The 20,902-nt window shown below is 70.6% G+C and carries 12 protein-coding genes; 7 read left to right on the top strand and 5 right to left on the bottom strand.

The window, feature by feature from the left end; all coding sequences use genetic code 11:
- The first annotated feature begins 31 nt into the window (after positions 1-31).
- The gene (locus AB0A74_RS29030; protein ID WP_358254327.1) at positions 32-6,814 is read left to right on the top strand and encodes an RHS repeat-associated core domain-containing protein; all 6,783 of its coding nucleotides are present in this window, start codon (positions 32-34) and stop codon (positions 6,812-6,814) included.
- Positions 6,815-6,834: 20 nt separating this feature from the next.
- A complete protein-coding gene (locus AB0A74_RS29025) occupies positions 6,835-7,290 on the top strand; it encodes a hypothetical protein (protein WP_358254325.1) in 456 nt (151 codons plus the stop codon).
- On the opposite strand, the gene AB0A74_RS29020 is transcribed toward AB0A74_RS29025, so the two are convergent.
- On the bottom strand, positions 7,287-9,878 hold the full coding sequence (locus AB0A74_RS29020; protein ID WP_358254324.1) for a hypothetical protein: 2,592 nt from the start codon (positions 9,876-9,878) through the stop codon (positions 7,287-7,289). The genes AB0A74_RS29025 and AB0A74_RS29020 overlap by 4 nt on opposite strands.
- 174 nt (positions 9,879-10,052) lie before the next feature.
- Positions 10,053-12,191, bottom strand: a complete 2,139-nt coding sequence (locus tag AB0A74_RS29015) for a tetratricopeptide repeat protein (RefSeq protein ID WP_358254322.1) — start codon at positions 12,189-12,191, stop codon at positions 10,053-10,055.
- Positions 12,192-12,379: 188 nt separating this feature from the next.
- Here AB0A74_RS29015 and AB0A74_RS29010 point away from each other — a divergent pair, with 188 nt between their 5' ends.
- The gene (locus AB0A74_RS29010) at positions 12,380-13,408 is read left to right on the top strand and encodes a hypothetical protein (protein WP_358254320.1); all 1,029 of its coding nucleotides are present in this window, start codon (positions 12,380-12,382) and stop codon (positions 13,406-13,408) included.
- Between the two features lie 3 nt (positions 13,409-13,411).
- Here AB0A74_RS29010 and AB0A74_RS29005 read toward each other — a convergent pair whose 3' ends face one another.
- Positions 13,412-14,476, bottom strand: a complete 1,065-nt coding sequence (locus AB0A74_RS29005) for a DNA/RNA helicase domain-containing protein (protein ID WP_358254318.1) — start codon at positions 14,474-14,476, stop codon at positions 13,412-13,414.
- Between the two features lie 57 nt (positions 14,477-14,533).
- On the opposite strand from AB0A74_RS29005, the gene AB0A74_RS29000 reads away from it, so the two are divergent.
- The 3 genes from AB0A74_RS29000 to AB0A74_RS28990 all read left to right on the top strand — a co-directional run bounded on the left by AB0A74_RS29000 (position 14,534) and on the right by AB0A74_RS28990 (position 17,603).
- Positions 14,534-14,932 carry an HNH endonuclease gene (locus tag AB0A74_RS29000; protein WP_358254316.1) on the top strand — a complete coding sequence of 133 codons (399 nt, stop codon included), beginning with the start codon at positions 14,534-14,536 and terminating at the stop codon, positions 14,930-14,932.
- A gap of 74 nt (positions 14,933-15,006) precedes the next feature.
- Entirely contained in the window at positions 15,007-16,812 is a 1,806-nt protein-coding gene (gene recQ, locus AB0A74_RS28995) for a DNA helicase RecQ (protein WP_358254314.1), read from the top strand.
- On the top strand, positions 16,809-17,603 hold the full coding sequence (locus AB0A74_RS28990; protein WP_358254312.1) for a pentapeptide repeat-containing protein: 795 nt from the start codon (positions 16,809-16,811) through the stop codon (positions 17,601-17,603). The genes recQ and AB0A74_RS28990 overlap by 4 nt, the downstream gene beginning before the upstream one ends.
- Here AB0A74_RS28990 and AB0A74_RS28985 read toward each other — a convergent pair.
- Positions 17,598-18,176, bottom strand: coding sequence for a TetR/AcrR family transcriptional regulator (locus AB0A74_RS28985; RefSeq protein WP_358254310.1), 579 nt, complete (start codon positions 18,174-18,176; stop codon positions 17,598-17,600). The genes AB0A74_RS28990 and AB0A74_RS28985 overlap by 6 nt on opposite strands.
- A gap of 247 nt (positions 18,177-18,423) precedes the next feature.
- On the opposite strand from AB0A74_RS28985, the gene AB0A74_RS28980 reads away from it, so the two are divergent.
- A complete protein-coding gene (locus tag AB0A74_RS28980) occupies positions 18,424-18,855 on the top strand; it encodes a hypothetical protein (RefSeq protein ID WP_358254309.1) in 432 nt (143 codons plus the stop codon).
- Here the strand turns inward: AB0A74_RS28980 and AB0A74_RS28975 are convergent.
- Positions 18,824-20,818 carry an NACHT domain-containing protein gene (locus AB0A74_RS28975; protein WP_358254307.1) on the bottom strand — a complete coding sequence of 665 codons (1,995 nt, stop codon included), beginning with the start codon at positions 20,816-20,818 and terminating at the stop codon, positions 18,824-18,826. The genes AB0A74_RS28980 and AB0A74_RS28975 overlap by 32 nt on opposite strands.
- Between the last annotated feature and the right edge of the window lie 84 nt (positions 20,819-20,902).

Raw genomic sequence — 20,902 nt, 5'->3', positions numbered from 1 at the left:
CCGTTCCGACTTTGCCACGAGAGGGCTTGTGATGAGTGCTGTCGCGCGTAAGGCGGGCAGGAGAGCCGTCGCGCTCGCGGTCGTGTCGATCCTGGCGATGTCCACGGCCCAGGCCGTCGCGGCGCCGGGCAACCAGTACTCCTGGGAGCTACCCGCGCTCCAGAAGGAGAACCCGGTCGCCGCCCAGGCGGTGGACGTGGCCGCGGTGCCGCCGGACCCGGCGGCGAGCGCCGTGGTGACGAAGCCGGTCGAACCGGCCACCTTCTGGCCGGCCGCCGCGTCGGGCCAGGTGGACCTGGGAGCCGCGGGGACGACGCCGGCGCAGGTCGCCGCGCAGGCCGCCGGCACCCCGCTGCGGATCCCGAACACCCCGATCGCGGTGGGACTGGCCGCGGCGGCGCCTTCGGGCAGCAAGGTCGTCAAGGGGCAGGTGCACGACCGGCTCGGCTCCGCGTTGGTGTTCAGCCTCGCGGACGCCGGCGGCGCCGCCGGCCTGCCGCTGGTCTTCACGGTCGACTACAAGTCGTTCGCCAGGACGTTCGGCGGTGACTACGGTTCGCGCCTGCGCCTGGTGCGGCTGCCGGCGTGTGCGGCGACGACACCCGCCCTGGCGGCGTGCCAGGTGCAGACCCCGGTCGAGGGCGAGGAGAACAACCTCACGGCGGCCGTGCTGTCCGGCCGCACCACCCTGGGGGCGACGCCGACGGTGTTCGCGGCCGTGGCGTCCACTTCGGGCCAGGCGGGCAACTTCTCGGCGACCTCCCTGGCCCCGGCGGGTTCCTGGACCGCGGGTGGCGCCTCCGGTGACTTCACCTACAGCTACCCGTTGCGCGTCCCGCCCGCGATCGGCGGCGCGGCGCCGTCGGTGGCGCTCGGGTACTCCGCGCAGAGCCTGGACGGTCGGACCTCGTCGACCAACAACCAGGCGTCCTGGGTCGGCGACGGCTGGGACATGTCGCCCGGCGGGTACATCGAGCGGCAGTACAAGCCCTGCAGCCTGGACCTGGGCGGCAACAACGGCCAGACCAAGACCGGTGACCAGTGCTGGGTCACCGACAACGCCACGATCAGCCTCGCCGGCGTGTCCGGCAAGCTGGTCAACATCCCGGGCACCCAGGAGTGGCGGGCGCAGAACGACGACGGCGCACGCGTCGAGCGGCTGTTCGGCGCGGCCAACGGCGACGACAACGGCGAGCACTGGAAGGTCACCACGACCGACGGCACCCAGTACGTCCTGGGCGCCAACCGGCTCCCGGGCTGGACGGACGGCAAGCCGGAGACGCGGTCCACCTGGACGACGCCGGTGTTCGGCAACCACGAGACCGAACCGTGCCACCAGCCGGGGAACTTCGACGGGTCGTGGTGCCACCAGGCCTACCGCTGGAGCCTGGACTACTCCGTGGACCGGCACGGCAACGTCACCACGTACTACTACAACCAGGAGACCAACAACTACGGGCGCAACGCCGACCCCGCCAAGGGCACCCGGTACGTGCGGGGCGGCTCCCTGGACCGGGTCGAGTACGGCCTGCGCGGCGACGGCTTCTACGCCACCCCCGCAGCGAAGGTGAACTTCGAGACGGCGGAGCGGTGCCTGCCGACCTCCACGGTGACGTGCGACCCGGCGCAGTTGGCCGACGGCACGAAGTCGTCCTGGCCCGACGTCCCGTTCGACCAGATCTGCAAGGACGGCGAGTCGTGCACCCACCGGCTGACGCCGTCGTTCTTCTCCACCAAGCGCCTGACGAAGGTCGTCACGCGGGTCGCCAAGGCCGACGGCACCTTCCAGGACGTCGACTCCTGGGCGCTGGAGCACCAGTTCCTGGCCACCGGTGACGGCCTGGCGCCGGCGCTGAACCTGCGCTCGATCGTCCACACCGGGCTGGTCGGCGGCAGCGTCGCCCTCCCGCCCACGGTCTTCTCCCACCGGTCCATGGCCAACCGCGTCGACATCGGGGGCGACCACCGGCCGCCGATCACCCGGTACCGGATCGAGGCCATCACCGGCGAGGCGGGCAGCCACACGCAGATCACCTACGCCGGCGCGGACTGCGTGATCGGCTCGCGGATGCCCGCGTCGCCGGAGTCGAACAACCTGCGGTGCTACCCGAGCTGGTGGACACCGGACGGCGCGCGGGAACCGGAGCTGCACTGGTTCCACAAGTACGTCGTCGCCTCCGTTGTCGAGGACGACCGGACCGGCGCCTCCAGCCTGGTCAAGACCCGCTACGCCTACGTGGGCGACCCGGCCTGGCACTTCGACGACAACGAGTTCGCCGACCCGGAGCGGCGCACGTGGTCGCAGTGGCGGGGCTACGAGACGGTCCGCACCACCAAGGGCGAGACACCCGGCCCGCAGACCGTCACGGAGGTCCAGTACCAGCGCGGCATGGACGGCGACCGGTTGCCCGGTGGCGGCGTCCGCGACGTGTGGACGGAGAACAGCGAGCGTGAGCGGGTCGAGGACGTCGAGCGGCTGCGCGGGTTCGTCCGCGAGACGCGCCAGTACAACGCCGGTGAGCTGGTGTCCGCGTCGGTCAACGACCCGTACCTGCCCGACACCCCCACGGCCACCGACGCCGCGGGCAACAAGGCGTTCGTGACCGGCAACGCCTCGGTCCGCGGCCGCACGAAGCTGTCCGACGGGACGTGGCGGCGCACGCGGGTGGACAAGGCGTTCACCGCCGAAGGGATCGCCGAGCGGGTCGAAGACCACGGCGACACCGCCGTGGCGGGTGACGAGTCGTGCACGAGGACCACGTTCGCGCGCAACGACGAGTTGCGGCTGTTGACGTTGGCCCAGCAGGTGGAGACGGTCAAGGGCGACTGCTCGGTCACCGCCTCGCCGACCACGATCCTGTCGCTGGCCCGTTCGTACTACGACGGTCAGGCGCTCGGTGCGACCCCGACCCGCGGGCTGATCACCAAGGCCGAGGTGCTGGACAAGTGGGACGGCTCCGGGCAGTCCTGGGTGGTGGCCTCGCGTGCCTCGTACGACAAGTACGGGCGTCCGCTCGACGTCTACAACTCCAACGACGACAAGACGACCACGACCTACACGCCGGCCGACGGTCCGCTGACGGAGTTGTCGAGCACGAACGCGTTGGGGCACGTGTCGAAGGAGTTCCTCAACCCGGCGTGGGGCACGTCGATCGCGTCGGTGGACGCGAACAACCGCCGCGCCACGCTGAAGCACGACCCGCTGGGCAGGCTGATCGCCGCGTGGACACCGGGCCGCGACCCCGCGACCACCAAGGCCGACGCCGAGTTCGAGTACCACTACCACAACGACAAAGCCAGCGTCGTCGTCAGCAAGCGGTTGCAGGACAACAACCAGTACCTCTCGGTGTTCACGCTCTACGACGGTTTGCTGCGTGAGCGGCAGACGCAGTCTCCCGCGCCGAACGGCGGCCGGCAGGTGTCGGACACCTACTACGACTCGCGCGGTCTCCCGTACAAGGTCAACGGCGTCTACTGGAACAGCAGCGCTCCGAGCGGCGCTCTGACCGGCGCGTTCGACAACGAGGTGCCCGGCCAGACCATCACCGAGTACGACGGGATGGGCCGCCCGGCGAAGGCGACCTTCCGCAAGCTCGGCGTCGAGCAGTGGTCGACCGTCACGTCCTACGGCGGCGACCGCGTGCACACCACCCCACCGCGTGGCGGCACGGCCACCACGGTGATCAACGACGCGCAAGGCCGGACGCTGGAGAAGCGCCAGTACACGAACGGCCTCGGCAGCCCGTACGACGCGACGAAGTACACCTACACCGCCGCCGGCCAGTTGGAGACGGTGACCGACCCCGACGGCAACGTCTGGCGCTACACCTACGACCTGCGCGGTCGGGTGATCGCCACCGACGACCCGGACACCGGTCGCAGCACCATGTCCTACACCGTGCTCGGACAGGTCGCGTCGAGCACCGACAGCCAGAACCGGACGATCGCCAACACCTACGACGACCTCGGCCGTCAGACCGGTCGCTACGAAGGCACGACCGCGGGCAGGAAGTTGGCGGAATGGGAGTACGACTCGCTCCCCGGCGGTGTCGGCCTGCCGACGCTGTCCCGTCGCTTCGTCGACGGCCACGCTTACGAGCGCAAGGTGTACGGCTACGACGCCGCGGGGCGTCCGACCGGTGAGACCGTCACCATCCCGGCGGTGGAAGGTGTGCTCGGCACGAGCTACACCCTGCGCCAGTCGTACACGCCGACCGGGAAGCCCTTCATCACGCAGTACAACGCGGTGGTGTCCGGCGGCAAGACGATCGTCCCGCGCGAGGCCGTCGGCACCTACTACAACGACCTCGGCCTGCCGTACACGACGCAGGGCAGCGAGTTGTACGTCGCCCACACCGGGTACTCCAGCTTCGGCGAGGTGCTGCAGGAGGTCTACGGCGGCGAGGACGCCGCGGCGAAGAACGTCTGGGTCACCAACACCTACGAGACCGGCTCCCGCCGGCTGACCCGCACCCAGGTCGACCGGGAGACCCAGACCGACAGCCGCATCGCCGACCGCAACTACGCCTACGACCAGGCGGGGAACATCACCCGCGTCGCGGACACGCCCCAGGGCCGTCCGTCGGACATCCAGTGCTTCGCCTACGACTACCTGCGCCGGATGAACGAGGCGTGGACCCCGTCGTCGGGCGACTGCGCCCAGCCGCGCTCCGCCGAGGCCCTGGGTGGGGCGTCCCCGTACTGGCACTCGTGGACGTTCGACAAGACCGGCAACCGCCGGACCGAGACCCAGCACAAGGCCACGGGCGACACGGTCCGCACCACCACCTACCCGGCCGCCGGCGCACCGCAGCCGCACACGGCCCTGTCGGTCACCACGACCGGACCCAACGGCACGTCGCTGGACACCTTCGGCTACGACAACACGGGTCGCACCACGTCGCGGAAGATCGGTGGCAACGAGCAGAAGCTGGAGTACGACGCGGAGGGCAACGTCTCCCGCATCGTCAACCCCGACGGCAAGGAGTCGCGCTACCTCTACGACGCCAACGGCGGCCGGCTGATCTCCCGCGAACCGTCGGCGACGACGCTGCACGTGTTCGGCCAGGAGATCCGCCTGGACACCGGCACCACGACCCCGTCGTGGACGCGCCAGTACAGCCACAACGGCGGCGTCGTCGCGGTCCGCAACAGCGTCACCGGCCTGAAGTACATGGTCGGCGACCACCAGGGCACGAACCAGCTGGCCGTCACGGCGGGATCGATGGAGGTCGCGCAACGCCGCCAGACGCCCTACGGCGCTCTACGCGGCGACGCGCCCCCGTGGCCGGACAAGCTGGGCTTCGTCGGCGGTCGCAACGACGAGTCCGGCCTGACCAGCGTCGGCGCCCGCCTGTACGACTCGTCCTCGGGCCGCTTCCTGTCCGTCGACCCGGTGCTGGACAACAACGACCCGCAACAGCTCAACGGGTACGCGTACGCCAACAACAGCCCGGTGACGTTCAGCGACCCGACGGGCATGATCCGCGACTGCGGCCCGGACGGCGTCCTGTGCGGCCGCAACCCGGCCCTGTTCGACGACAAGAACGACACGTACCAACAGGAACGGGACTACTACCGGTGGCGTGAACGGGCGTGGCAGCAGGCGACGAACGACGTCAACGCCGAGGTCGAGGCGGGTCTCGCTTCGGCGGGCATCAGCTGGGAGGACTACCAGCGCGCCCTCGCCGACGCCCACAAGACCAAGTGGGACGTCATCAAGGAGGTCGCCTGGGAGGTCTTGAAGGAGATCTCCGGCTGGAACGACATCGTCGACTGCTTCACCAAGGGCGACATCTGGGGCTGCGCCGGCGTCATCACCGGCCTGGTGCCGTGGGGCAAGGTCGGCAAGATCCTGGAAGCCGGCTACAACGCCATCAAGGCCGTCAACCGCCTGGCGTCGATCATCGACAAGGCGAAGGGCGTCCTGCGCCGAGTGCAGGCCATCACCGAAAAGGCGATGTCGGCGGCGACGGACAAGTTCAACAAACTGACCGCCGACGGGCCGCCCACGAGTTGTGCCCTGCACAGCTTCGTCGGTGGAACCCTCGTCCTGATGGCCGACGGGTCGACCAAGCCGATCGAGGACGTCGACATCGGCGACAAGGTGAAGGCCACCGACCCGGCGACCGGGGAGACGACGGACCGCGCGGTCGTCGGCACCATCGTCCACGACGACGAAGGCGACATGACCCGCCTGACCATCACGGCGGACGACGGCACCACCGGCACGGTGGACGCCACTTCCTGGCACCCGGTGTGGGTCCAGTCCGAAGGCCGCTTCGTCGAGATCGGCGACCTGAAGCCCGGTCAACTGCTCACATCCCCGAACAACACGTCACCCGTTGTCTCGTCGGTCACCCGCCACAGTGGCGTCGAACCGGTCTACGACCTGACCGTCGATGATGTCCACACGTACCACGTGGTCGTGAACAGCATTGCATTCCTTGTTCACAACTGTGGTTCCGCGAGTCTGGAGGAGCTCTACGAACTTGCCACCGAGCCGCAGAAGAGAGGGCTGTCCCCGGCCGGTCGCGCGCAACAGAAACACAGCGACCGCAGTGAGGCGAACATCGTGAAACGCGGCAAGGCGCACGTTGAAATGTACGATTTCGGGAAATTGACGAACAGTGAACGCTCCGAAGTCGGCGCAGAGATGATCATGGAGATCTTGACGAACCCGAACGCCACGGACACCGTCAGGCCTGCGATCGCCCACTTCGGCGGCACGGTTCGGGACATTCGAATTCCCGGTGGCTGGGGAGCGCGTTGGAGCATGAGAGGTGGGCAGGTAACCTTTGAGGGTTTCCTCTGATGCGCGGTACGGGGGGTCGTGTGCAGTATCGGACAAGTGACTTCGTCGTAGACGGAGCATTGCGCGACATCTGTGTCCTCGACACCGATGTCGAGGACTGGCGGAACGTTGTTTCGGCGCTTCCGTTCGACGCGTGGGAGGTTTCGTTCGAGTCGACGATCGAGGCGGCCGGGCTGGGGAGTGCCGATGGCGTGACTCGCCTGCTGGAGACGATCTTCTTCGACGACGACGCCTCGGCGAGGATGGCGATCGGTGTCGGCGGGGTGTGGTTCTTCTGTTATTTCTTCGAGTTGGAAGAGATGGAGTTCACGTTCGACCCGGAGGACATCGTGGATGAAGCTGCGTTCGGCTCGTTGACCGCGTTCATGGAATGGCTTGGGGAGGCGTGCGGGAAGCGGGTCGTCATGACGATGGAGAGCACGGATCATCGCTCGATCCCCGCGCTCTTGGAGTACCTGCCTGCGCGTCAGGGTTAACACCGCTTGTCGTCGGCTGGAAGCATGAGGACGCACGTTGGTGGTTCGGCGGTGTTCTTCACGTCCGGTACGCGCAGGATGGTGATGGGGCGGTGGTCGCCGGTGCGGCCCGCGCGGAAGTCTATTGCCCCGGACGCGCCGTCGTAGCAGTTGCCGCGGGGTGCGTCCGGGGTGGTGGGGCAGGTGAGTTCCAGGAGTTCGTGGGAGATCGCCGCCCGGTTCGGGGTGTGGGGAGTGGGGTGGGTCCGGGCTGACTGGTTCCAGCGGATCGCGTGCAGGAACAGGCCGGCGCTGTCGTAGGCGATGGCCACCCGCTCCCCGATCCACGGCACCTTCTCCTTGTCCAGCAACGAACCCAGCGCTCGCCACGCCGGCGGGTCCTCATCGGTGGACTGGCGCAAGTCGCGCAAGGCGGAGCACAGGGCGGTCGGAGGCGTGGGCGGTTCGGACGCGAGGCAGGTCCGGTTGTCCAGGACCGCCACGCCGCCCAGCGACACGTACAGGATCTCCTTGCCCGCATAACTCGCCTTGTCGCGCTTGTCCGGCTGCGCCACGAAACGAGCCACGGTGTCGCCACCCAGGATGATCGGCAGGTTGCCGGCGCACTCGGTCAGCACCCGGTCCAGAAACCCGTCGAAATCGGACTGCCGCCCGGCGTAGACCGCGACCCTGGCCCCGCACAACGGCTTCGCGCTGCTCACCGCACCATCCCAATACCGGAACGACGCCTCACCCACCTGCGCCGTCAGTTCGGCGCGCAACGAAGCCAAGTAGCCGTCACCCGGGATGTCCCGCTGCTGGTACACGTCCACCGGCCGCTGCGACCGGTCCGCGAAAGCCTTCACGACCGCCGCCTGGGCCCGGTTGCCCGGAACGAACTGGAAGTACATCGGCGAACGGCCGGCGACGGTGTCACCGGTCAAAGTGGTGCCGATGACCGGAATCCCGTTGTCGCCCAGGGCGGCTATCGCGGTCTCCACGGGGTCCACGGTGCGGCCCATCCCGACCACGCCCATCAGGGATGGGTCGGACCTGAACAGCGGGATCAGGAAGTCGTCGGTCACCTCCCGCGCGCGGTTCATCTCGTAGCCGCCGTTGGCGATCAGCACCCGCAACAACGGACCGTTGTGGTCGCTGGGGACGTTGTCCTGCGACTGGCGCAGCAACAAGCCCGTGAGCTGCTCGGTGGCCGAGTCGGCGGATCCCAGCTCACCCTCCGGGATGGTCAGCTCCGAGAAGTAGACGATGCTGACCAGCGGCCGGTCCGGGTCCACCGCGTGCAGCTCGTCCGCTCGACCGTTCAGCTCGAAGATCGCCCGCTGCGCGGCCCGCAGCCGCTCGTTGTCGCCGAAGACCTGGGCCGCGCTGTCGCTGTAACCCACGCACTCGCCACCCCGCGCGTCCTCGACCCACCGCACGCCGACACCGGCGCGTGGCGACGGCAGGCAGTCACCCGAGACGCGCGGCCACAGCCACGACCCGCCGGTGGTGACGGCGACGGCCAGAGCGATCACCGTGGCCAGCACCAGGAACGAACGCCGGGCGGGCACGGGGACCGGACGTGGGCGGATCGGTTCCACCGCGGTGTCGTCGTCCGGCGACAGGTCCACCGTGATCACCCGCATGCCGTCCCCGAGGAGGCGCTTGCGGCTCGGCCGATCGACCCACGCGTCCAAGTCGTCACCGATCCGGTGAACCGGTTGCGCCATACCGGTTTTCGTCAGCCACTGCGGGTGATCGCGCATGGTGGCGACGACGAGCAGCGGCGCGTGCGCGGGGGACTCCTTGCGGACGTCGTTGATCAGGTGCAGCAGCTCACCACCGGCGTTGTCCTCGGTGACGTTGTTCAGCAGCACCAACGGGTACGTCGTGCGACGGAACCGGCGCAGGCGGGGAGTTCCGGTGCCGTAGGCGGTTCTGAGGTCGTTCAGGAACGCGTGCACGAGGAGTTTCTTGAGTTCCCACAGGCCTTGCTCGTCCTCTTCGTGGTCCCGCTGCGCGGCGAGGCGTTCGGCGAAACCGACGAACCCGGTGGAGTGGCCGGGCAGCGCGAACCGTTGCCGCATCAGCCACCGCGGTTCCGCGCCGAACGGCCACACCCCGCGCGACCAGAGCCAGTAGCGCAACGGCCGGTGCCACGCGACGAAGAGCGCGACGAAGAACTGCGCCCACGGCGGAAGCGCCGCCCGTGCCGCCGCACTGGCCTCGGCCCGCTCGGGGTCCGGCTCCGCCCGCCGCCTGCGCCACGCCCCGGCGAGCCCACCGTCCCGGGTCTGCCGCGTGATGTCGTCCACCAGCCGGAAGTGCGGGAAAGAACGTACCCGCTGATCCCCGAACCGGTCCTCCGCCAACCGGTCACGCACCTCCACCAGCAGCGGGAGCAGCGGTGGCCGCTGTTTCGCGGAAACCTCGGCAACCGGCGGGTTCTCCGCGTCCACCCTGGCGAACAACACCTTCGGCGGCTCAGCGTCCGCGAGCCTGCGGGCCAACGCGCCGGAGAAGCGTTCGGCCGCCGGCTGCCCGATCAGACAGACCAACGGCAACGCCCGTTCGCCGCGCTCGGGCCGGTCCAGCAAGGCTCTCAGCACGCGCGAGACGCTGTGCAGGCCGCGTAAGGCAGGGGTGGACAAGGTTCTCCCCATTCGCTTGAGACATCACCGCGAGTATCGCTCCACACCCGGAAGTCGTTGCGCAACAGGAACTTTCCATCCGCACCCGATCGAACCGAACTCGCCGTTGGTCACGACGTCGTGATGCCGCCATCAAGGCGCTGGGGGAAGCCCGTCGAGCAGCAGGCGAACCGCCTCCGCCTCCGCGAGGCGGCTCTGGGCGCGGTAAAGGCTGTGCGCCTGGTGCAACACCTCGCTCGCCTCCGCGTGATCCCCGACCGCGGCCAGGCAACGGCCGAGACCGGCGGTGCTGTCCGCCGCGCCATAGGCGTTTCCCAGCTGCCGGCGCAGCCGGAGAGCCTCCCGGAACAGCGTGACGGCCGTGCGGTGGTCGCCGGAACGGACGTGCGCGTCGGCCAGGCAGTCCAACGACGCCGCTTCGCCGTCCAGGTCCTCCAACTCCCTCGACAGCTCGAGCGACCGGGCACAAAGCTCACGCGCCTGTCCGTGCTCACCGAGCCGGGCCTGGTAGCTGCCGGCGAGGTTGAGCGCCCTGGCCTCCCACACCGGCGTGCCCGCGTCGCGGAACAGCGGCCACGCCAGCATCGCGTGTTCCAGCGCCTTCGCGTAGTCCCCGCGGACCTCCCACGCGTGGGCGAAGTTCTGGTGCGCCCGGCCTTCTTCGCGCAGGTCACCCGTGCGCACCGCCAGTTCCAGCGCCCTGGACAGGTGCTGTGCCGCCTCGTCGTGCGAACCCCGCCGGGACGCGGCGAAACCGAGGTACCGGTGGGCCTTGCCCCGCAGGGCGTCGTCGCCCAGCCCCTCGGCCGCCTCAAGTGCGTCCTGCCACAACGTGAAGTGGTCGTGGACGTGACCGCGCCGCCAGTGGAACGTGTCGAGCGCGTACGCGAGCTGCCAGACCTTGGCGTGCCAGCGGTGGGCGACGGCCACCTTCCCCGCGCTCAGCAGACAGGCGTGCTCGGCGTCGAGCCATTCGAGGGCGGCGGTGCGGTCCGGGAAGTCCAGGGGCAGGCAGCCGGTGCTCGGCTCGGTCGTCGGCACCCTGGTCCGCTGGCCGTCGACCCGGACGGACGCGGCGAGCGCGGTGTGCAGGTGGAAGTCCACGAACCGCTCCTGCGCGGCGGTCCGCTCGGCCGCGCCGTCGACCCGCTCGGCCTCCTCCCACGCCCACAGGCGGACCAGGTCGTGCATCCGGTAGCGGCGGGGCGCGTGGTTCTCCACCAGGTGCGCCTCGACGAGGTGCCGCAGGAGCCGTCGACCCTCGGCCTCGGGCACCGCCGCCAGGCTCGCCACGGCGGCGGTCGTCGTGTCCGGCGCCGTCACCTGGCCGAGCAGCCGGAACAACCGCGCCTCCGCGGCGGGCAGCGCGCGGTAGGACCAGTCGAACACCGCGCGGAGGTCGTGCTGCGGCACGCGGCCGTGGAACGCGTCCAGCCGTCGCCCGGCGTCGCGCAGCTCGGCCACGAACTCGTCCAGCGGGAAGTGCGGGTACATGCTCGCCCGCGCGGCGACGATGCTCAACGCCAGCGGCAGCCGGCCGCTCAGCTCGACCAGGGCGCGCACCGCGTCCCGCTCGGCCGCGACCCGGTCCGCGCCGAGGTAGCCCTCGAGCATCTCGACCGCGGCTCGCGCCGTCAGCACGTCCAGCGACAGCAGCCGCGCGCCGTGCGCACCGGCGAGACCCCTCAAGGTGTTGCGGCTGGTCACCAGAACGGTCGACGTGCCGCTGCCGGGCAGCAGCGGCAGCACCTGCTCCTCGTCCACGGCGTTGTCGAGCACGACCAGCACCCGGCGGCCGGCCAACAGCGTCCGGTACAGCGCTGCCTGCGCGTCGAGGTCCGCGGGGATGGAGGCGGCGGCGACGCCGAGCGCGTCCAGGAAGCCCCGCACGGCGACCGCGGGGTCCAGCGGCTTGCCGCCCGGGTCGAACCCGCGCAGGTTGACGTAGAGCTGCCCGTCGGGGAAGCGCGACTGGTTGAGGTGGGCCCAATGCAGCGCGAGCGACGTCTTCCCGACGCCGCCCATGCCGCCGATCGCCGAGATCGCGACGGTCGTGCCCGGCCGGGCGTCGTCCACGGCCTCCGCGAGCGCGGCGAGTTCCGGCTCGCGACCGGCGAACGAGCGCGGCGCGGCGGGCAGTTGGCGGGGCACGATCGCGTCCGCGGTGGCGGGCACGTGGATGTGGACCCCGCCGGAGATCGTGCCCGCCTGCACCGCGGTGTGCGGGTTGCCCTTGATGTCGTTGCTTGTCGTGGCGGTGTCGTCCGCCATCCGGTGCTCCAGGGGCGTGTGGGACGAATGAGCGGGAGACTAGTGCTTGCGCTGTCGCGTACCGGCGGGTTCGCGTGAACTCGGCTTCCGGCCGCACAATTGCGGAATTCATGGGGATCTACGCGGAGCGGCGGCGGTTGTGCGACGATCCGTCCGTTGCGCGCCCGTCGACCGAAAGCCCCATCGCGATGACCCGATTGCTGATCCAGCCCGTGGCGAACACCGAGGCCGAGCGCAACAGGCACAAGACGCTGCACAAGGACGTGCCGTTCAGCGAATCCCGGTTCCGGTCGAAGTTGGCGGACGGCGAACTGGCCGTCTTGGAGCGGCTGCACCCCGACGGCCGGGCCCGGTTCTGGGGCACCCGCCCCTTCCTCGACAAGGCCATGCGGCAGGTGGAACTGGGTGACGTCGCCCTTTTCGCCTGGGACAAGCACATCCGGGCGATCGGCGAGGTCGGCGCGAGCTTCCGCAACCAGGCGTTCGCGGACGAGCTGTGGAGGGAGCCGGGCGACGCGGACAGCTTCGTCAACGTGTACAGCCTGATCACGCTGGACGAAGAGGTCGAGATCCCCTACCAGGACCTCGCGGACGTCTCCGACGGGCGGCTTTCGGGCCCGTTCCAGTCCGGTCGGGTGGTCCGGGACGAGGTTCTCGTGCGCCAGGTCCTGGAAGGCCTCGGCCGGCGCGCGGCGGAGGTGGCCGAGGCCGGCGACAAGTACGTGGAGTCGCGGTTGGAACAAGGCCTGGTCGTGGAACTCGAGAACTTCCTCACCTCGGAAGTCACCTACGGCCGCACCGCTCGCGACGTCACCGTCCACCGTACGGAGTCGCTGTTGATGACCGAGTACGTGCAGGCGCACCCCGACCTCGAGTTCCGGCGACTCAGGTCGGCGGCCGGCATCTCGGACATGTACGTGCTCCGGCCCGAGGGCGCGGAGATCATCGAGGCCAAGGGCGGGTTCACGCGGGAACGCGTGCGCCAGGCGGTGGCCCAACTCCTGCACTACGCACCCCACTGCCCGAAAGACGTCGAGGTGGTGCGCCTGACGGCGCTGTTCCCCGCCCGTCCCGACAACGACGGCGTCAAGTTCCTGCACGACCTGGGCATCGACTGCGTGTACCGGAGCGCGCCGGGGCGGTTCGAGCGTCTGGAAGCCCCGGCGGCGCGCCGGATGCACATGAAGCCGGTGTGGAACGACAACGTGCCGGAGTAGCGGCTACCCGCGCAGCCGCAGGAGGAAGTCCTGGGTCTCGGCGTCGGTCGAGTACAGCCGGCAGCCCAGCATCGCGCGGCTGGCCAGCACCCAGTAGATGTTCAGCGCCAGCGGCAGGTACTCCTCGGGGGACAGCCCGTTGACCCGGTCGTCCTCACTCTCCTTCGGCTGCGCCACCCACCGGTCCGCACGCCACACCAGGTCCGGCCCCATGATCACGCCGCCGTAGTCGTACTCGAGGCCCTGGCAGGTGTACACGCACCCCACCTGGTCTTGGCCGCCCGGGTCCGTCGCCCAGAACTTGCGTCCCGGGGCGGTCACGTCGCCGTTGGGGTCCCGGTGCTCCACGTGCGCGTTCCACGGGCGGCGCCAGGTCCGGTCCACGCCGTTCCGGTCGGTCCAGCGGAGCACCACGTCGTTCACAAGTGGTTGCTTGGCGCTGACTTCGGTCCAGGGCCAGCAGAAGCCCGCCGCGATGCGCGCCGTGACGCCCTCGCCACTGTGGTGTCGGATCCACGTGTCCAGGTCGTCCGGGTCGCGGGCGATGTCGAAGTCGAAGGTGCGGTCCGCCCACGCCTCGGGGGACGCGTCCCGGGACAGCAGGCGACCGAGCCAGTTGAGGTAGGACTGGGACCCGCCGCACCGGAACTGGCTCTGCAGCTCCACGTGGCGGAAGTCGGCCCCCAGCCGCAGCGCCTCCTGCCGCAACTCCTCGACGCGGTAGCCCTCGTTCGGCAGGATCACCTGCCGCTCGTCCAACAGGAACACGCTGACCGGCGCGCACGTCATGAGCCGTTGCAGCTGCCAACCGTTGCGCTCGAGCCGTTGCGCCTCGTCCACCACGGGCACGATCGGGGTCGACGGCGGGTGCGAACTCGGGTGGCCGAACATGCCCCGGGCGCCGGCCACGCCCTCGACGTCGCGTCTGAGCTGCGCGACAAGAGTGCCGGACGGGGTGAGGTACCGGGCCTCCGTCTTGACCCGCGACCGCCGGCGGGTGAGGTCCACGACCAGCCGGAGCGCGATCACGGACTTGCCGGTGCCGGGACCGCCGGACACGACGATCACCCGTTTACGCTCCGCGGTCAGGTCGGTCGCGGCGTTCCACACCAGGGCTTGTTCGCCGTGCTCGATCGGACGGCGTTGGCGAAGTACCGCGTCGAGCAAGGGGCGTTGCGGCACGTGCTGATCGGGGACGCCGCGGTGGGGACGTGTGCGCTGTGCGGGCGGGAGTTGCCGGTGAACCTGCTGGTCGCCGCGCACATCAAGCAGCGGGCCGAGTGTTCGGACGACGAGCGCAACGACCTGCGGAACGTGGCGATGCTGGCGTGCTCCCTGGGCTGCGACCGGCTGTTCGAGCTGGGGTACGTGACCGTCGGGCCGGACGGGACGGTGCTGGCCACGCCCGCCGAAGGGGCGCTGGCCGAACAGCTCGCGATCCTGGCCGGCCGGGTGTCGCACGCGCACCACGCCGCGTCGGCCGGTTACTTCGCCTGGCACCGGGAGCGGGTGTTCAAGGGCTAGGCGGGCCGGCTGGTGCAACCGGTGATGCAGTGGGGTGGCGGGGGAGTGTCGGTGGGGGTCGTTAGGATCGGTTCGTGGCTTCGCACGAGGTCTTGCGGAGGGTCTTCGGGTACGACTCCTTCCGCGGGGACCAGCAGGAGATTGTCGAGCACGTCATCGCCGGTGGTGACGCGCTGGTCCTCATGCCCACGGGTGGTGGCAAATCGTTGTGCTACCAGATCCCCTCGCTCGTGCGGGACGGGGTCGGGGTGGTCGTCTCGCCGCTCATCGCGTTGATGCAGGACCAGGTGGACGCCCTGCGCGACCTCGGCGTGAAAGCCGGTTTCCTCAATTCCACGCAGTACCCCGACGAGCGGGCGATGGTGGAGGCCGAATTCCTCGCCGGGGAACTCGACCTGCTCTACCTCGCCCCCGAACGGCTGCGGGTGGAGCAGACCGTCCGGTTGCTGGAACGGGGCCGGATCGCCCTGTTCGCGATCGACGAGGCGCACTGCGTGTCGCAGTGGGGCCACGACTTCCGGCCCGACTACCTCGCCCTCTCCCACCTGCACGAACGGTGGCCGGACGTGCCGCGCGTCGCCCTCACGGCGACCGCCACCAAGGCCACCCACGCGGAGATCGCCGAACGGCTCAAGCTCGGCGACGCCAAGCACTTCGTGGCCAGTTTCGACCGGCCCAACATCCAGTACCGGATCGTCCCCAAGAACGAGCCCAAGAAGCAATTGCTCGAACTGATCACCACCGAGCACCGGGGCGACGCGGGAATCGTCTACTGCCTCTCCCGCAATTCCACCGAGAAGATCGCCGAATTCCTCAACGCCAACGGTATCAAGGCGCTCCCGTACCACGCCGGCCTCGACTCGAACAAGCGCGCCGAGCACCAGTCGCGATTCCTGCGCGAGGACGGCCTGGTGATGGTCGCCACCATCGCGTTCGGCATGGGCATCGACAAGCCGGACGTCCGCTTCGTCGCCCACCTCGACCTGCCGAAGTCCGTCGAGGGCTACTACCAGGAGACCGGCCGCGCCGGCCGCGACGGGCTGCCGTCCACCGCCTGGCTCGCCTACGGCCTCCAGGACGTCGTCCAGCAGCGCAAGATGATCGAGGACTCCGACGGCGACCAGGCCCACCGCCGCAAGCTCAACCAGCACCTCGACGCCATGCTCGCGCTGTGCGAGACGGTCGAGTGCCGCCGCGTCCAACTGCTCGACTACTTCGGCCAGAGCGGCGAACCCTGCGGCAACTGCGACACCTGCATCACGCCGCCGGAGACCTGGGACGGCACGATCCCCGCCCAGAAGGTCCTCTCCACCGTCTACCGCCTGCGCAGCGAACGCCGCCAGAAGTTCGGCGCCGGCCAGACGATCGACATCCTGCTCGGCCGCAAGACCGCCAAGGTGATCCAGTTCGACCACGACACGCTGTCGGTCTTCGGCATCGGCACCGAGCTCAACGAGAGCGGCTGGCGCGGCGTGGTCCGGCAGCTCCTCGCGCAGGGGTTCCTGTCCGTCGAAGGCGAGTACTCCACGCTCGTCCTCACGCCCGCCAGCGAAGAGGTCCTCTACAAGGGCCGCAAGGTGCTCATGCGGCGCGAACCGGAGCGCAAGGCCAAGGCGGAGAAGGCCGCCAAAGCCGCCAAGGCCCCCGCGGTGGAGATGCCGGCCGAGGCCGCGCCGGTGTTCGAGAAGCTGCGGTCGTGGCGCGCGGCCACCGCGAAGGAGCAGGGCGTCCCCGCCTACGTGATCTTCCACGACGCCACGCTGCGCCAGATCGCCACGCTCGCGCCCACCACCCTCGAAGAACTGGGCACGGTCAACGGCGTCGGCGAGAACAAGCTGGCCAAGTACGGGCAGCAGATCCTGGACGAACTGGCCACATGACGGAACTGCGCGCCGACTGCGAGCGGTGCTTCGGGTTGTGCTGCGTGGTCCCGGCGTTCGCCAAGTCCGCGGACTTCGCCATCGACAAGCCCGCCCGCACCCCGTGCCGCAACCTCGGCACCGACTTCCGCTGCGGCATCCACGACAGCCTGCGGCAGCGTGGTTTCCCCGGCTGCACGGTCTACGACTGCTTCGGCGCGGGCCAGCAGGTCGCCCAGGTGACCTTCCAGGGCCGCAGCTGGCGCGACGCCCCCGAGTCCGCCGAGCTGATGTTCGACGTCTTCCCGGTCATGCGGGAGCTGCACGAACTGCTCTGGTACCTCACCCAGGCCATCGCGCTCGATCAGAAGGATCTCCGGCCGCGGCTGGAAGAGGCCCTCCGGGACGTTGAGGCGCTCACCGCCGAACAGCCGGAAGTGTTGGCACGACTGGACGTCGGCCCCCGCTGGCGCGCCGTCGCCGCACTCCTGGAGCAGGCCAGCGACCAGGCCCGCCGGCACGTCAAGGGCCGCAAGGCCAAGCGCGGCGCGGACCTCATCGGCAAGAAGCTCGCCGGCGCGCACCTGCGGGGCGCGGACCTGCGCGGGGCCTACCTGATCGGCGCGGACCTGCGGGGAGCCGACCTGCGCGAAGCGGACCTCATCGGCGCGGACCTGCGGGGCGCGAACCTCGCCGGCGCGGACCTGACCGGGGCGCTGTTCGTCACCCAGGTGCAGCTCGACGCCGCGAAGGGCGACGCCGGCACCAAGCTGCCGCCCGACGTGACCCGCCCGACGCGCTGGACGTCATAGCCGCGCCAGCGTCCCCTCGACCACGTCCTCCAGCACCCGCCGGTCCCGCACGACCTTCCCCAGCACGCGCAGCCCGTAGTACGCGCTGACGAACACCCTGGCCGCCACCGACGGGTCCACGTCCGCCGCCACCTCGCCGTCCCGCTGCCCGCACGCGATCGCCTCCCGCACCGCCGCCTCGAACCGCGAGAACTGCCGCAGCACCTGGTCCGCGACCACGTCGTCGGTGCCGCCCGCGTCCACGGCCGCGTTCACCGCGAGGCACCCGCGCTTGACCGGGTCGCCCAGGTCGGCGTCGATCACCGCGACCATCAGGGCGCGCAACCGCCCCTTCACCGGGCCCGGCCGCCCCAGGATCTCCGCCTGCGCGCCGAACCCCACCTCGGCGTAGCGCCGCAGCACCCGCTCGTACAGGCCGTGCTTGCTGCCGAAGGCGTTGTAGAGGCTGCCGCGGCCCAGGCCCGTGCGCACGCACAGGTCCTCCGTCGAAGTGGACTCGTACCCCTTCGACCAGAACACGTCCATCGCGGCGTCCACGACCGCCGCGTCGTCGAACTCCCGTGGCCTGCCCACGTCACCGGAGCGTAGCCGTTCGTGCACCCTGCGATAACCTGTCGGGCCCCCGGATGTCGCACGGATTCGCTGGTGTGGCAGGGTCTTTTCGGCCAACCGGGTGGACGTGCGTGCGTCGGAACGGGTGCACCCGGCCGCCTGGCGCGACCACGTGCCCAGCCCGCATGACTACGTCGACGGGCGTAGTCCGGGATGCCGCTGTGGGGCGGACGTGGTGACGGGCCCGCAGCGGGCAGATTCCGGTGGCATGAAGCCTGTCGCACGCAAGTCGTGGGTGCTGCTGCACGTCGTCACGTCCGTCGGGTGGTTGGGGGTGACGCTGGGGAACCTGGCGCTCGCCTCGGTCGGCGAGCGGGAGTTCTACCGGGCGATGGTGCTGCTGGCCGACTTCGTGGTGCTGCCGCTGGGGTTGGGCGCGCTGGTGACCGGGGTGGTGCTGTCGCTGGGCACGAAGTGGGGGTTGGTGAAGCACCGGTGGGTGCTGGTGAAGTTCGTGCTGACCGTCATCGCCGTGGTGGCGACGACGTTCTCGCTGCGGTCGGGGGTGCGGGACGCGGCGGACGGCGTGGCCGGCGCGGGGGCGGACGTGCTGGTCGCGTGTTGCGTGTCGTTGACGTTGTACCTGGTCAACACGGCGTTGTCGGTGTTCAAGCCGGGGGGGCGGACCCGGTGGGGCTGAGCGCCCGGCGGCGGCGTTCGACGGTGCCGGCGAGGTCGACCGGGTCGCACTCGGCGAGGTGGTCGCGGACCGCGGCGTGCGGGAAGCGGTTGCCGTCGACGAGCAGGACCCGGTCCCGCGCCGATTGGATGAACGCCTTGCGGCGCAACGGGAACTCGTCCAGCGCGAGCGGCTTGGCCAGCAGTTCCACCACCGGTTCGGGCGAGCGCGCGACGGGGGCGACGGCGAGGCCGATCAGGAGGCCGGTGATCGGGGCGACGTGCGGGGCGGGCGGCGCGCCGAGGGCGATGGCGAGGGCGATGCCGGGGAGGCCCGCCAGCGGGAGCCAGTGCAGGGCGCGGGGCGGGGGTCGGTCGAGGGTCCGCCAGATCGCGGCGAGGCCGGTGGCGAGGACCCCGGCGGCCGTGCCGGCGAGCAGGCCCGCGCCGAGGCCGGTCAGGAGGGCGGCGGAGGGGCCGGTCCAGATCATCACGGCCGTGGGGGCGAGGGCGGCGGCGACGGCCCAGTAGCGGTCGCGGGTGATGCCCAGCGTGATCAGGAAGGTCGTGACCAGGACCAGGCCGAACGTGACGAACGCCGGCCACCGGGCCGCCTGTGCGCCGAGCCAACCGCCCATTGTGGACAGTGCCGCGCCGGTGGCCGCTCCCGCCGCGAAACCCGTCGCGGCCCAGCGGAGTCCTCGTCTTCGGTCTTCGGTCGTGACGGCGAACCGGCCCTGTCCGAGCCCGCCCGCCGCCACGGCCGCCACGACGGCCGCCGCCGAGCCGAGGTCGAGGGCGAGCGCGAAGCACGTGCCGGCCACGAGCCCGGCCAGCGCGCCCGGTCCGGCGCGGCGGAACAGCCGCCACACCGCGGGTTCGCCGACGAAGTCCAGCCAGACGCGGCGGTGGGGGAGGCGGTGGCGGGCGGCGAGGTCGTCGCGGCGGCGGGCGATGCGGGCCAGGAACCGCAGCGCGCGGATGGTGCGCTCGGCCCGGCCGGGGCCGCGGGCGGCCGACTCGACCAGGTAGGTGTCCAGGACGCCCCGGTACTCGGCGCGGCCCGCCCGGTAGGCCAGGGCGAGGAGGTCGAAGGCGAGCGGGGTGCGGACCTCGTCCCACAGGTCGGGGTGCTTGGTGAGGGCTTCGTGGAGGCCGTCGAGGCGGGGTTCGCAGCCGGCGATCAGGTCGAGGACGTCGGTGCGGCGCAGGGGTTCGACGTGGACGACGTCGTAGCGGGGGAGGCGTTCGTAGTCGTCGGTCGAGCAGCAGAGGACGACCTGGGGGAGCTTGAGCGCGGTGATCCAGCGCAGGCAGTCGGCGCGGTGGGCGGCGGGCAGGTCGTCCAGGCCGTCGAACAGGACGGTGAGGCGGCGTTCGCGCAGCCACGTGCGGCCGAGCCGCACCCCGATCCGGTACCGCTGGTGGAGGGTGTGCAGCAGCCACTCGCCGAAGTCGCGCTCGGGCCGCCAGGTGCCGAGTTCGACCACGACCGGCACCGGCGTGCTCGGGTCGGCGCGGGCGCGTTCCAGCAGCCGGTCCGCGAGTTCGAGCATCAGGGTGGTCTTGCCGCACCCGGTCTCGCCGACCACCACCAACGGTGCCCGGATCCGCGCGGACAGCCTGGGCCCGACGCGCGGCACGACGCCGAGCTTGATCCGGACCTGCGCCCCCAACGACCCGTCGATGCCGCGCCGCACGAACCGCTCGACGCGGTCCAGCGCGGCGACGCGGTTGGCCGGGTGCGCGGGCCGGCGCTGGACGAGCCGGGCGCTCAACGGCTCCCACGCGGCGAGGGCGGCGGTGAGCGCGCCGAGGAGGACCAGCGAGGGCCACAGCCAGGTGGCGTACGGCCCGAGGACGCGCGGTGCGGACCCGCCGGTCGCGGCGTTGAAGGCGACGGGCACGAGCACGAGGCACGTCACACCGCCCACGCCGATCAACGCGATCGTGCGCGAGGTACGGGCGATCCGCCGGTGGTCCATATACCCCTTCCGCAGGTCGCAACGACGGTAACGGCGTTTGCGGTCCGGTGGTAGGCCGGTTCCGGACGTGTGGGGTGCGGGTGG

Origin of the sequence: Saccharothrix sp. NPDC042600, from assembly GCF_040647305.1 — a bacterium.
Classification (GTDB): domain Bacteria; phylum Actinomycetota; class Actinomycetes; order Mycobacteriales; family Pseudonocardiaceae; genus Actinosynnema; species Actinosynnema mutabilis.
This window is presented reverse-complemented; position numbering and strand designations above follow the sequence as displayed.

Excerpts from the sequence above, each read along its gene's own strand:
- AB0A74_RS28975 (WP_358254307.1), bottom strand. The coding sequence starts at position 20,818 with ATGGACCACCGGCGGATCGCCCGTACCTCGCGCACGATCGCGTTGATC.
- AB0A74_RS29030 (WP_358254327.1), top strand. The coding sequence starts at position 32 with ATGAGTGCTGTCGCGCGTAAGGCGGGCAGGAGAGCCGTCGCGCTCGCG.
- AB0A74_RS29010 (WP_358254320.1), top strand. The coding sequence starts at position 12,380 with ATGACCCGATTGCTGATCCAGCCCGTGGCGAACACCGAGGCCGAGCGC.
- AB0A74_RS29015 (WP_358254322.1), bottom strand. The coding sequence starts at position 12,191 with ATGGCGGACGACACCGCCACGACAAGCAACGACATCAAGGGCAACCCG.
- AB0A74_RS28980 (WP_358254309.1), top strand. The coding sequence starts at position 18,424 with ATGAAGCCTGTCGCACGCAAGTCGTGGGTGCTGCTGCACGTCGTCACG.
- AB0A74_RS28990 (WP_358254312.1), top strand. The coding sequence starts at position 16,809 with ATGACGGAACTGCGCGCCGACTGCGAGCGGTGCTTCGGGTTGTGCTGC.